Annotated in this window: 10 protein-coding genes and 1 tRNA gene; 6 read left to right on the forward strand and 5 right to left on the reverse strand. The window is 40.0% G+C overall.

Annotated features, from left to right (window positions below; all coding sequences use genetic code 11):
• From H3T57_RS06305 to glpK, 4 genes are all read left to right on the forward strand, one after another.
• Entirely contained in the window at positions 1-1,305 is a 1,305-nt protein-coding gene (locus H3T57_RS06305) for a folylpolyglutamate synthase/dihydrofolate synthase family protein (protein ID WP_198193576.1), read from the forward strand.
• A 192-nt stretch (positions 1,306-1,497) separates the two neighbouring features.
• A complete protein-coding gene (glpD, locus tag H3T57_RS06310) occupies positions 1,498-3,006 on the forward strand; it encodes a glycerol-3-phosphate dehydrogenase (RefSeq protein ID WP_198193577.1) in 1,509 nt (502 codons plus the stop codon).
• A gap of 25 nt (positions 3,007-3,031) precedes the next feature.
• The gene (locus tag H3T57_RS06315) at positions 3,032-3,820 is read left to right on the forward strand and encodes an MIP/aquaporin family protein (protein WP_155566087.1); all 789 of its coding nucleotides are present in this window, start codon (positions 3,032-3,034) and stop codon (positions 3,818-3,820) included.
• A 27-nt stretch (positions 3,821-3,847) separates the two neighbouring features.
• The gene (gene glpK, locus H3T57_RS06320; RefSeq protein WP_155569718.1) at positions 3,848-5,347 is read left to right on the forward strand and encodes a glycerol kinase GlpK; all 1,500 of its coding nucleotides are present in this window, start codon (positions 3,848-3,850) and stop codon (positions 5,345-5,347) included.
• A gap of 36 nt (positions 5,348-5,383) precedes the next feature.
• Here the strand turns inward: glpK and H3T57_RS06325 are convergent, their stop codons facing one another.
• The 4 genes from H3T57_RS06325 to H3T57_RS06340 form a co-directional block, all read right to left on the reverse strand.
• The gene (locus tag H3T57_RS06325; RefSeq protein ID WP_198193578.1) at positions 5,384-6,283 is read right to left on the reverse strand and encodes a DMT family transporter; all 900 of its coding nucleotides are present in this window, start codon (positions 6,281-6,283) and stop codon (positions 5,384-5,386) included.
• A 162-nt stretch (positions 6,284-6,445) separates the two neighbouring features.
• A complete protein-coding gene (locus H3T57_RS06330; protein WP_196424175.1) occupies positions 6,446-7,975 on the reverse strand; it encodes an efflux transporter outer membrane subunit in 1,530 nt (509 codons plus the stop codon).
• A gap of 4 nt (positions 7,976-7,979) precedes the next feature.
• Positions 7,980-11,141 (reverse strand): efflux RND transporter permease subunit, encoded by a 3,162-nt coding sequence (locus tag H3T57_RS06335; protein WP_283949368.1) that lies wholly within the window; start codon positions 11,139-11,141, stop codon positions 7,980-7,982.
• 23 nt (positions 11,142-11,164) lie between these two features.
• Complete coding sequence (locus tag H3T57_RS06340; RefSeq protein WP_155572374.1) at positions 11,165-12,334, reverse strand: efflux RND transporter periplasmic adaptor subunit; 1,170 nt, start codon at positions 12,332-12,334, stop codon at positions 11,165-11,167.
• Between the two features lie 379 nt (positions 12,335-12,713).
• Here H3T57_RS06340 and H3T57_RS06345 point away from each other — a divergent pair, with 379 nt between their 5' ends.
• Positions 12,714-13,439, forward strand: a complete 726-nt coding sequence (locus H3T57_RS06345; protein ID WP_155572375.1) for a helix-turn-helix transcriptional regulator — start codon at positions 12,714-12,716, stop codon at positions 13,437-13,439.
• Positions 13,440-13,479: 40 nt separating this feature from the next.
• On the opposite strand, the gene H3T57_RS06350 is transcribed toward H3T57_RS06345, so the two are convergent.
• A tRNA-Ala gene (locus H3T57_RS06350) sits at positions 13,480-13,555 on the reverse strand.
• A 111-nt stretch (positions 13,556-13,666) separates the two neighbouring features.
• On the opposite strand from H3T57_RS06350, the gene H3T57_RS06355 reads away from it, so the two are divergent.
• Entirely contained in the window at positions 13,667-13,969 is a 303-nt protein-coding gene (locus H3T57_RS06355; protein ID WP_110439173.1) for a YggT family protein, read from the forward strand.
• The last annotated feature ends 20 nt before the right edge of the window (positions 13,970-13,989 follow it).

The raw sequence follows: 13,989 nt of genomic DNA on the forward strand, positions 1-13,989 counted from the left end.
ATGAATTCTCCTGTTTTAACCGAATTTACTGGACGCTCAGGTCAAATACTCGAGCGACTTAACAAACTATATCCCTCTTTGATTGATCTATCCCTCAATCGATTGAAACGGTTGCTAAACGATCTGGAAAATCCAGAGCGGCATCTTCCCCCAACAATTCATGTGGCCGGTACGAATGGAAAAGGCAGCACCTGTTCCTTTTTGCGTGCCATAGGCGAAAAAGCGGGATGGAATGTTCATGTTTCAACTTCACCCCACCTGATCAATGTCACAGAACGTTTTCGAATTTCAGGCCATCTGGTTGATGAAGCAGAATTATCAGATACCTTGTCCTACATTGAAAAAGTTAATAATCAACAACCCATCACGGTTTTTGAAGTTCTAACAGCCGCCACTTTTTGTCTATTCGCGAAATATCCAGCTGATCTGGCAATTATTGAAGTAGGATTGGGTGGGCGCTTTGATGCAACAAATGTCATATATCCCATTGCCTGCACCATCACCTCCATCTCAATGGATCATGAAACTTTTCTTGGCAACAGTCTTGTAAAAATTGCTAGGGAAAAGTCTGGAATCATCAAAAAATCCATACCTGTTATAACTTATAATCAATCCCCAGAAGTATTGAACGTTTTACAGAAAGAAGCTCAAACCAAGAATGCCCCACTATTTATCCAGGGAAAAAACTGGACTATTGAAAGACAAGGGGATCATCTTGTCTATAATGATTCCAAGGGAACGCTTCAATTACCTCTACCCAGTCTAATGGGATTTCATCAGGTTAATAATGCAGGTTTGGCGATTGCCACTTTACGTGCAACCCAACTTGCCGTGCCAGAATATGCATGGCAAGGTATTGCAGAGGCACAATGGCCGGCACGTTTGCAACGCTTACAAGGAACATTGACCAGGTATATCACTCCAGAAACAGAGTTATGGCTGGATGGAGGACATAATGCCGATGCCGGGCAAATCCTTGCCCGATTTATAAAGTCTAAATGGCAGGACAGGCCCCTTCATCTCATTGTTGGCATGAAAAACAATAAAGATTCCAGTGCATTTCTTGCCCCTCTTATCCCGTTATGCACCTCTATACAGGCTGTAATTGAACCTGATCAACATATGGCCATGTCCATTGATAATATTATCCAGGCTTCTAAAAATCATGCCATTAGCGGTGGAACGATTAAGAATGCTTTAATTCATCTTCAACAAACAGAAAAAAAACCTTACAGAGTCCTTATTTGTGGAAGTCTTTATTTAGCAGGAAGTGTTTTACGTCAAGATGGATGGAAACCTGTTTAAGGTTTATTTATATAACTATTTATAATTAAAATTTTATTTTCTTTTAAATATATGATTTTTACTTTTAGTACAACTATACTTTACCAGAAATAGCCCAAATAGGGCCATTTCTTGCTTGATATTTCATATCTCCTGAAACCATATTAAAAAAATAAAATTAAATAAATAAAATATTCTTTCAGGAGATTACTAATGAACACCCAGCCTACAACCTATGATCTTTTAATTGTTGGTGGTGGCGTCAATGGAACAGGTATTGCTCGCGATGCGGCAGGACGAGGATTAAAAGTTTTACTCGTTGAGAAAGATGATCTGGCAAGCCATACTTCTTCTGCAAGCACAAAACTAATTCATGGCGGATTGCGTTATCTTGAATATTATGAATTTCGCCTGGTTCGGGAGGCCTTACAGGAACGTGAACGTCTTCTTAACCTGGCCTCTCATATTATACGTCCTCTTGAATTTGTTCTTCCTCATCGAAATTCCATTCGACCAGCCTGGATGATTCGAATCGGATTATTTTTATATGATCATTTGGCAAGCCACCCAAAATTGCCTAACTCCAAATTAATCTCATTACAAACCTCTCCATATGGACAACCTTTACGAAATGACATCAAAAAAGGCTTCACCTATGCAGATTGCGCCGTTGATGATAGCCGCCTTGTTGTATTAAATGCAAAAGGGGCCTCTATGCTGGGTGCCGACATTCGTACTCAAACAAAATTTGTGGATGCCAAACGTTCAACAAATGAATGGAATGCAATAATCCAAGATAATAAAACCCAGAAAAAAACAACCATAACAGCAAAAGTAATTGTGAACGCAGCCGGACCATGGGTTGCAGAACTTTTACAAGACAAACTGCATGTTCAAAGTAAAATGAATGTTCGGCTTGTCAAGGGCAGTCATATTGTTGTCAAAAAACTTTATGAAGGTCCTCAAGCCTATATTCTGCAAAATGATGACAAACGGATTGTATTTGCCATTCCCTACCACGAAGAATTCACATTGATTGGCACAACAGATATTTCCTGGGATCAATCTCCAGATATTTTACCTGGGATTGATGAAAATGAAACCGAATATCTATGTAAATCGGTGAATGATTATTTCAATAAGAACATTACTCCAAAAGATGTAATCTGGAATTATTCTGGCGTTCGTCCACTGTATGACGATGCCTCCAGCAATGCTTCAGCAGTAACCAGAGATTATCACCTCGATTTGAATGAGGAAAACAGTCAGGCACCTTTACTCTCAATCTTTGGCGGGAAAATTACAACCTATCGCCGTCTTGCAGAACATAGCATGGAAAAACTAGCCAAGTTTTTCAAATATACCCGCCAAAATTGGACGGACAAAGAACCTTTGCCAGGTGGAAATATTACCGATGGCAATTTTGATTTATTTTATAAAGATTTTCGCAATACTGTTTCCTTCCTTGATGAAATCACTGCCAAACGCATTGCACACAGTTATGGAACAGATGCCATAAACATTATTCACAATGCCAAAAGCAAGACGGATATGGGTATTGATTTTGGCCATGGTTTGACACAACATGAAGTTGATTACCTTGTCGAAAAGGAATGGGCCATGACTGTAGAAGACATTTTATGGAGAAGAACAAAACTGGGATTATATTTCACCCAAGAAGAGCAAGGAAAACTGGCTCAATATTTGCAAAAGTCTCAATAACCTCCCCCCAGAAAGTCAATAACATATGCAAAATACAAAAAATCTCATAGGAGAGCTCATTTCTGAAGCGATTGCAGTTACAATTATCATATTTATTGGTTGTTCAGCAGCAGCAATGCTTCTTATGTATGATCCAAGTCCTTATCAAAATGCCTATTGGGGTGTTGCGATTTCCTGGGGATTAAGTGTAACTTTCGCGATCTATGTTACTGGCAGCATAAGTGGCACCCATGCCAATCCTGCTGTAACACTAGCCCTTGCCTTATTCCGGAATTTTTCCTGGAAAAAAGTCCCCGCCTATATAATCGCCCAGGTTTTTGGCGGGATTTGCGGTGCAGTTCTTGTTTATTGCATGTATTATTCAGTTATTGACCATTATAATGTTGTCCATCACCTGACCCGCCCATTGGGCGGTGGGGCTGGTGTTTTTATCACAGCACCCGGATTAACAGTCACACCTATCCATGCTTTTTTTAACGAAATCCTTTTAACTGCATTTTTGGTTTTCAGTATTTTTGCCATTACTGATGAATACAATACCATTGCCCCACAAGCAAACAGTGGTGCACTGATTATCGGTTTTGTAGTTGCTGCTATTGGTGCATCGGCAGGATATCTTGAAGGATGGGCGATCAATCCCGCACGTGATCTTGGTCCTAGAATATTCATCTATTTGGCTGGCTGGGGACCTTCTGCCTTTCCCGGTTTACCTTCTTATTGGTGGGGTCCTATTTTCGGCCCACTCCTAGGCGGTGTCATGGGTGGAGGTGCCTATCAATTATTCATTAAACCCTTTTTATCTCGTATATCATAACCTAATTACAAAGCGGATATAATTTCCATGAATAAAGCTCATTATATTATTGCCCTTGACCAGGGCACAACATCTACACGTTCAATTATCTTCAACACACGGGGCCAAGAAATATCGCTCAGCCGACATGAATTTACCCAGCATTATCCTCAACTTGGATGGGTTGAACATAATCCGGAGGACATCTGGAGTGATACTGTATATACAATTAAAAACGCCATTGCCAAAGCTTCCCTTGAAGGTAAAACCAGTGAAATTGCCGCCATAGGCATTACCAACCAACGTGAAACAGTTGTTATCTGGAACCGTAAGACGGGCAAACCTGTCTACAATGCCATCGTATGGCAGGATCGACGGACAGCAAATTCATGCAGAGCTTTAAAGGAAGAAGGGCTGGAAAAAACAATCTATGAAAAAACAGGCTTACTTCTTGACCCCTACTTCTCCGCGACAAAAATTGCCTGGATATTGGATAACATCCCAAATGTAAGATCTGAAGCAGAACGCGGTGAACTGGCTTTTGGTACAATTGACAGTTTCCTTTTATGGCGTCTAACTGGAGGCAAGGTTCACGCAACAGATGCAACCAATGCCAGTCGAACCCTGCTGTTTAATATACAAACACAATCATGGGATCCAGAACTACTCAAAATCTTTAATATTCCCGCCTCTATTTTACCTGAGGTAAAAGATAACAGTACTTTGTTCGGCACAACAGACCCTGCCTTGTTTGGTAATTCAATTCCCATTATGGGAATGGCGGGGGATCAGCAAGCCGCATTAATCGGCCAAGCCTGTTTTGAACCTGGCATGGTTAAGGCAACCTATGGCACGGGATGTTTTATGCTGTTAAACACAGGGGACAAAATCGTAACCTCACAAAACCGCATGCTCACAACAACGGCCTATCGCCTAAATGGTAAACCAACCTATGCACTTGAAGGATCCATCTTTGTTGCTGGTGCTGCAATCAAATGGTTAAGGGATGGTATCGGAATCATCACCCATGCCTCACAAACCAATGATATGGCAACCAAGGTTAACGACAACCATGAAGTATATATGGTTCCAGCCTTTGTCGGATTGGGTGCCCCCCATTGGGAACCTGATGTCAAGGCAATCATTACTGGATTAACCTTCAATGCGACAGCTGCCCATATAGCCCGTGCCGCACTAGAATCCATTGCCTATCAGACCTATGATCTTGCCGAGGCAATGAAAAAGGACAGTCTTGAAGAAATTTCATCCATCCGTGTTGATGGCGGAATGTCAGCGAATGACTGGTATTGTCAATTCCTGGCCAGTATTATGAATACAACCGTCGAACGACCCGCTTATATTGAAACAACCGCAATGGGAGCTGCCTATCTTGCTGGTCTTGGATGCGGTATATGGAACAATATCGAAGATATTACGACCAACTGGTCCGAAGGTACCACTTTCAAACCGGCAATGGAACAAACAGAACGGGAAAGAAAACTCAAAGGTTGGCGACTAGCCTTTAAAAAAGCTTTACTGAAAGAATAATTTTTTCTCATGCCTTTATCCTTATAAAGGCATTTTTCATTTTTTATTATTGGGAATTGAGATACAAACCAGACATAAAAAAATTAAACCAATTCCTAACCAGCCAAAACCTGAAAATTTTTCCCCTACAATTATTACGGCAAGAAATGTTGCAATAACAGGTTCTGACAAGGTTATCAAAGTTGCCATGCTTGCTGGAACAAAGGACAGGCCGTAACCAAAACAAAGATAACCAATAAACATGGGAATAGTCGCCATATAAATTCCAACAGATAAATTGCTCCATGAATTCAAATATGTTCCACCCGTTATCAATAAAACTGGTAACAGCAAAAGACCACCAACCCCGAAAATACTTCCCATCGCTGCCTTTGATGGAATTTCATGATGTATCAAATGTCTTGCAACCCATGTATAGAATGCATAGGTAAACCCTGCCAACAATCCCAATAAAATACCCAGACTGATTCTTGCAAAGGATATTGGGTTATATACGGTATGTTGGGCAGAAAAACAGAGCAAGATGATACCCGATACTCCCATAAAGGCACCAATGACCCATTGTAGCGTGACTTTGAAATGATCCATTATGTTTTCAAATGCAGCAGAAAAAAATGGTGCTGAACCAATTGAAACAACTGTTCCAACCGTAATACTGGCAACCCGCATCGAACCATAAAAAGCCAAAGGGTAAAACATAACGGCAAGGGCACCCAATATAATCCATGCTTTTTGACTATATAATTTCCCCTGATAATTTTTTAGACATGGCAAGGCAATCACTGATTGCAACAACCCACCGATACCCATAGCACCTGACCCAATCGCAAGCGCACTCACTTCAGGTGCAAATTGAGCGGCAACCCCTGTTGTCCCCCATAAAACAGAAGCCATTAAAATAGAGATTATCCCTATATATTTTTTTCCAATATTCATATCCGTTTTTTTACCGATAACTGATTGATTTTACTATCCATTGCAATTCGGCACCTGTTCAATACAATTTTTCAAAATAAAAATAAAATTCATATGGATAAAAAAAGAGATTATCCTCTTCAGATAATCTCTAATCGCAAACCGATTTAATTCATAATAAATTTATTGCTTGCTCTTATCTACCTGAGTGTTCAATTTCTTTCCATTGGATTGATAGGTCTGAAAAGCATTTTCTGCACTCCATCCTCCTCCCAACGTTCTGTACAAAGTTGAAAGACTCTGCATATATTGAAGACGTGCCTGAATAGATGAAACTTGGGCGGTCAATAATGTTCTTTGCGCTGTTAATGTGCTGATATAACTATCAATTCCATTTCTGAACCGGGCATAGGACAAACGGTAATCTGTCTGGCTTGCCTTGACATTGTCAGATTCAGCTTTCCACTTTTCTTTTAATGTTGTTCTGGCTGCCAAAGCATCAGCAACTTCCTTGAAAGAAGATTGTATCACTTTCTGATAATGAGCGGCGGCGGCACGCACTTTAGCTTTTGCTGTTCTCAATTGTGCCAGATTTTGCCCCTCATCAATTACAGGTACGGTAATTTTCGGCATAAATGTATAAGCCGCAGAATAAGGCCCAAACATTTGTGCAAAAGTTGCTCCTGCCGTACTGCCTGATGTTGTTAGCTGAATGGATGGAAAAAAAGCGGCTCTGGCATATCCAACATTCGCATTGGCTTCTTTGAGCTGATGTTCTGCCAATAAAATATCCGGACGACGTTCGAGAAGATCCGATGGCATACCCGATGCCACCTCTGGCATTGAAACAAAATTATCCAGAGAGGGGTTAGGACCGGCCTTTTGCAAGACAGATTGTGGAATAGGCTGACCAATCAACAAAGTAAGGCTGTTCAGATCATTGGCAACCGTTTTTTGATAAACCTGCTCCTGACTTCGGGCTTCTTGCAACAATTCTGTTGCTTGTGCCACAGCCTGGGCATTTTGTTGACCATAGGTATGCATTCCTTGAATTAATTGTAAATTCCTTTCACGATTATGCAAGCTTTCCTGAACAGTACGAAGACTGTCACAATCCGCAAGCCAGGCCATATATGTATTAGCAACCTCGCTAATCAACGAAATTTGCACAGATAAAGTACTCTCTACCTGCTGCAAGTAACTTTCCCTGGCCGCTTTCGTCAAACTCCGAACATGATCGAATATATCAATTTCATAATTTGATACACCAAATCCCGTTGATAATTGGTTCCAATGCGTATAGCCCCGCATACCGCCCAAGGTTTTTCCCGGACTCGTTTGATAGGAAGCCCCCGCAGAATAATTTACTGTTGGAAATAAATCACCTCTTTGACGCATGTAACTGGCATGGGAAGCCGTAATATTCTCGATTGCCTCACGTAGATCACGATTATTAGCCAGAGCCATGGAAATTAATTCACTCAAGACTGGATCCCGAAAGAAAACCTTCCAACCGACATTATAGGCTTGTGGCAAATTTGAATCCTTGGGCAAGGGGGGCCCATAAGCGGGGCCCATCGGCCATTGCTGGGAAATTGATGCATCTGGGCGTTTATAATCTGGAACAAGATTACAGGAGGTCGTTGAAAATATCATTAAAGCTAAAGTCATGGATATAAGCGGTGACCGAAATGACTTTCTTATTTTCATCATTATTTTACTCTCCTGTCTGTCCAGCGGTTGCATCAACATTCTTATTATTTAATGGATGAGGACGCACCTTGAATAATCCCAGAACGACAATAAAAAATACAGGGACAAAATAGAGGGCCAACAAAGTGGCTGTAATAACACCACCCACCACACTTGTACCAATGGCCACGTGACTTGCAGCACCCGCCCCTTCTGCAATTGCCAGAGGAACAGTTCCGATCACAAATGCCAGCGAGGTCATCAGAATAGGCCGAATACGTTCACGTGCAGCCATTATCGCTGATTCTTCCAATGTTTTTGTACCAGTATCATAATGTTCCTTAGCAAATTCAACAATCAGGATGGCATTCTTGGCCGCAAGCCCCACGGTTGTTAACAACCCAACCTGGAAATAAATATCATTATCTATTCCACGCAGATAAACCGCTGCCGCCGCTCCAATAATTCCCAAGGGAACCACCAGGATAACGGAAAAAGGTATAGCCCAACTTTCATACAAAGCCGCCAAAGATAAAAAGACTGCCAAAATAGAAACAGCATATAGTTTTCCGGCTTGTCCAGAGGACTTTTCCTGTTCATATGACATGCCCGTCCATTCATAGCCTATTCCCTTGCCAAGTTCATTTGCATAACCCTCAATGATTTTCATCGCTGTACCATTACTGATACCAGGAGCTCCCTGCCCCATGATTTCAAAAGATGGATAACCGTTATAGGTCTCCACTTTCTGAGGAGCCATTTTCCACTCACCATCAACAAACGAGGTTAATGGAACCATCTTGCCATTGTTGTTCCGGACAAACCAACGCCTTAGATCATCAGGCTTCATTCGCGACTTGACATCTCCTTGTACAAACACGTGTTTTACACGGTCACGCAAGTTAAATAATCCCGCATCAGAAGATCCCAGAGCAATGGATAACGTTTGATTGATACTGTCAATACTAACCCCTTGGGCATGTGCTTTATCACGATCAATATTGAAATAATATTGCGGGGCAATAGGCAACCCATTCGGGCGAACGGCAACGAGACGATGATCCGCACTGGCCTTTTTTAACAAAGCGTCCCTTGCCTTCATAAAGGTAATGGTATCCAGATGTCCACGATTTTGCAATTCAAAGTCAAACCCGGTCGACGAACCTAAATCCATAACGGGAGGCGGAAGAAATGCCAACACATTGGCGCCGGGGATAGAAGACAATGCATGCATCGCCCTTGTTGCGATAGCTTGAGCGGTTGCCCTGGAATCGCTGCCCCTTTCATCAAATTCTTTCAAACGGGCAACACCAAAAGCTGCACTCTGGGCCTGACCACCAAAATTGAACCCAATCGCCGTAAAAACAAACTTGATATATTTATTCTCATGCTTAACAAAATAATCTGTCATTTTCCGGGTGACATTCGACGTCATTGCGGCTGAAGATCCAGGACTCAATGTTGCCTGCATGTAAACAACCCCTTGATCTTCATCAGGTAAAAACCCTTCAGGTAAAATATAAAAAACACATAATCCGGCAACCGTAATGAATACATAAATAATCATGGTTATACGTGAATGGTGAATCATATGCTTCACCCCTCGAATATATCCATTGACCATTTTATCAAACCCGTTATTGAATTTCGTAAAGAACCAACCGTGCCGTTCCTTTTTTTCCTTAGGTTTTAAAACCGTTGCACACAAAGCGGGGGTAAAAATCAATGCAATGACAACAGAAAGAGCCATCGCTGCAACAATGCTAATTGAGAATTGCCGATAAACCACCCCGGCAGAACCGCTGAAAAAAGCCATGGGAATAAAAACAATGGATAGAACAAGCGCAATACCAACCAGGGCCCCACTAATCTGATCCATGGAAATTTGAGTGGCCTTTTTAGGAGAACAATGTTCCTCCTCCATAACACGCTCAACATTTTCCACGACCACAATCGCATCATCCACAAGCAATCCGATGGCAAGCACCATAGCCAACATTGTCAAGGTATTGATCGAAAATCCAGAAAAAAACAGGATTGCGAATGTCCCCAGTAAAACTACCGGAACGGCAATTGCAGGTACAAACGTCGCCCTAAAATTTTGCAAGAAAACATACATCACAACAATAACCAGCAAAATCGCAATAACAAGAGTTTCAACAACCTCTTCCATTGATTCAATAATATATGTCGAGGTATCTTGTGGATATAAATAGGTTGTATTTGCTGGAAAATACTTTGATAATTCTGCAATCTTATTATGAATATCTTTTGACAGCGCCAACTGGTTGGCCCCAGAAGCAAGCTTGACACCAAAAGCAGCAACAGGCTGATTGTTAATCATACCAATTGGCTGATAAGTCATTGGTCCCAATTCAACCCTGGCAACATCTTTTAATCGGATACGTGCACCGTTTACCTGTGTTTTAACAACTATATTCTGAAATTCCTCTGGTGTGACCAAACGTCTTACACCACCTGTATAAATATCAGAACGCTGGTTAGGCAAAGCTGGCAATTTTCCAAATTCACCCAAAGGCTGTTCCGAGTTCTGGGAACCAATTTCATTCATCACATCCGTTGCATTAAGCTGATAATCATGCAGCTTATCTGGATCCAGCCAGACACGCATCGCATATTCTGATGAAAAGGCTGTATAATCTCCCAACCCGTTCAATCGGGTAACGGGGTTTTGTATATCACTTGCCAATAAATCTCCCAGAGCTCCCTCATCCATGGATTGATCAGAAGATTGAACGGCAAAAAACATCATGTAACTTTTATTGGATTTCGAAATACGAATTCCTTGCAACGCAACCGTTGATGGTAACAATGAACGGGCAACATCAATACGGTTCAGTACTTGAACCTGTGCAATATCCGGACTGGTACCCTGTGCAAAGGTGAGGGTAACTAATGCGGTTCCATCAGCATTAGCGGAAGTGGAAATATATTCTAGGTTATCCAAACCGTATAGATTTTGACTGATTGGATCAACAACCGTTCTTTGAACCGTATCTGCGGTAGCACCTGGATAGGTAAAACTTAATGTAATTGGTGGAGGGGCGATTGAAGGCCATTGTGCAATAGGCAGGCTTATAATAGAAATTGTTCCAATCAGTGAAACAAGAATAGCAATAACCCAAGCAAAAATCGGCCTGTCAATAAAAAAACGCGACAATGACATGTAAAAATTCCAATTATAACACTTTAATTAGGGACCTCTGCCGTAATCGTCCGTCCTTCTTTAGGAACGACTTTTTGACCTGGCCTGTATGAAGTTGGATTACTAACAAGAAGATGATCACCATCTACTGGACCTTTTGTGACAACCCAGTATGTATCCTGAATACGTTGTAATTCTACATTACGTCTTTCAATAACATTGTCCTTGTTAATAATATAAATATAGGGAGCATTATCCAAACCACGCATAATAGCTTCCTGAGGGATTAAAAAGGCCCCTTTCTCATATCCTTCATGCATAACAGCACGAACATACATGCCTGATAACAATAATTTATCAGGATTACGTATGATTGCCCGCTGAATAACAGATCCTGTTTCCTGATCCGTCACAACTTCGGTAAATAATAAATTCGCCTGCAAGGGATAACGAGAACCATCTTCTAAAATCAAATCAATAGGAACATGGGCTGCCCCACGTAAGGTCTGTAATTTTCCATTTTCCTGTCTTGAACGTAAACGCAACTGTTCTGCGGTAGGTTCAATAATATCAACAAAAATTGGATCAAGTTGCGTAATGACAGCGACTGGATCGGCCTGATTAACAGACATTAATGCGCCCTGCGTTTGGATAGAACGACTTATCCTTCCAGAAATGGTGGCATTAATTCCCGTATATTCAAGATTCAGTTCAGCCTGTCTTACTGTTGCTTTATCACTTTCAATATCAGCCTTAGTTGCTTCTTGTGCAGCAAGTGTATCATCATAATCCTGACGACTGACAGCATCCATATTTTTCAATGGGCCATATCTTTTTAACTTCAAAGTCTGGGTGCGTAATGTCGCCAAATCACGGTTAAGCTTACCCCGCGCCTCATTTAAAGCGGCTTGATAGGGTCGAGGATCAACCTCATAAAGCTGTTGTCCCTTAATAACATCCGTACCTTCTTCAAATAACCTTTTATAAAGATATCCATTTACCTGAGGACGAACCTGTGAAACGCGCATCGGAGAAACACGTCCAGTCAGCTCAACTAAATTCTCAACTTCTTGAGCATGAACCGTTACAAAATTCGCACTAGGTATGGGTCGAGCAGGTTGCTGTTTTTTACATGCATTAAGTGGCAATAATAAAGCAAATAATAAAGCATATTCTTTATGCCATTTTGTAAAGAAAGAATCTGTTATTGTCACTTCTCTTCCCTATTTCCTTAAAAATCAAGATAAATTTACTGTTGATTATCTATAAATAAAGTAAATTTTAAATTATAATATGAACAATTTAAGCTTATTCACTTAATAATATACATAATATTGTATATTCTTATTAAAAGCCTTCCCATAATATCGGTATGCTTCGAATAAACAACAGTTATTTTTCAACAAACAAAAAAATTGAATCCAAATTTTTCATTTTCAGCAAATTATTGGAAAACTTAACCAATAAATTTAACTATTAAAAATAATCTTATTTACCGTATATTTTTATAAGCTGTATAGCCGGTTTTGATTTTAATATTAAAACTTATAAAGTAAAAATATACAACTCCAACATTTTATTTTAAAAAAAAGAATGACCACCATTGGTAACAACGTCAAAAAAATTAGGAAATATTTAAAACTTTCTCAGTCCCAATTGGCAGAAAGAGTCAGAAAGCTAACGGGTCGATGCTCCCAACAAACCATAGCGAATATTGAAAATGGCAATATTCGTGAAAGCTCTCTTTTACCTTATGTTGCACTTGCTCTGAATGTTAAACTCGACCATCTAAACCCAAATATCGGCAAGGGGAAATTAAAAAGTCAGATTAAACTTACCCCAAAAATAACTCAATTTTTCAATTCAAATTTTAAAGTTAACTCAAAAAAAGATAGCTCTGATTTTAGTGATCATTCTTTTGATAACTTTAAACTGGATGAAGAAATACCTGTTTTCGGTACAATGAACTTGATCCATGATGATTTTATTCTGACGGATACGCCCATTGAGTATGTTAAACGTCCCCATGTTGTAACATTTGAAAAAGATGCTTTCGGTATTTCAATCGCAAACCGTAATATTGAACCTATCTTTAAAATTGGCGACATTATAATTTTACATCCCCGTAAAATTGCCAAGAAAGGAAATATCTGTCTTTTTTTAAAGGTGGATAATAATCTCCACATCTATACAATGGGAGAATTAATAGAGGATCACCAGAATTTCTGGTTAATAAAATATTACAATCCTGAAAAGGAAAGAAAAATCTGTAAAAAAACGTGGCAGAATTATTTTACCGTCGTTGCAAGATTTCTTTGATTTATTGAAACCAGAGAATCAATTCAGGTCTTAACATCTATGGTGGAGTTAAGGGGAATCGAACCCCTGACCTTCTCATTGCGAACGAGACGCTCTCCCAACTGAGCTATAACCCCCCCTAAAGTAAAATCTAATTCATTGATACTATTCCTAGAAAAACTGTCAAGAAAGAATTATATAATTCATACCATAATTTACCATCAGAATCCGTTATCAAGGAATTAGATATGTTTGAACTATATCAATTACTTCAAACCTTATTAAGCCTTTATTCTTTCATCCTGCTTGCTTATTGTATTTTCAGTTTTCTATTTGCACTTAACATCATTAATCCTAACGCACGGGCCGTTTATGTAATCGGCACTTTCCTGAGCAGGCTTTGCGAGCCGATTTTACGACCCATTCAAAGAATTTTACCGGATCTTGGTGGTATAGATATCAGTCCTATCATTGTGTTTTTAATTATTGATTATCTTATTCGTCCATTATTGTTTCGTATTTTTTTTAACTTATCAATTTTTACCCATTAAATTAAAAAATGCCGTTATTC

Source organism: Commensalibacter sp. W6292M3 (genome assembly GCF_016101315.1).
In the GTDB taxonomy this organism is placed as follows: Bacteria; Pseudomonadota; Alphaproteobacteria; order Acetobacterales; family Acetobacteraceae; genus Commensalibacter; species Commensalibacter melissae.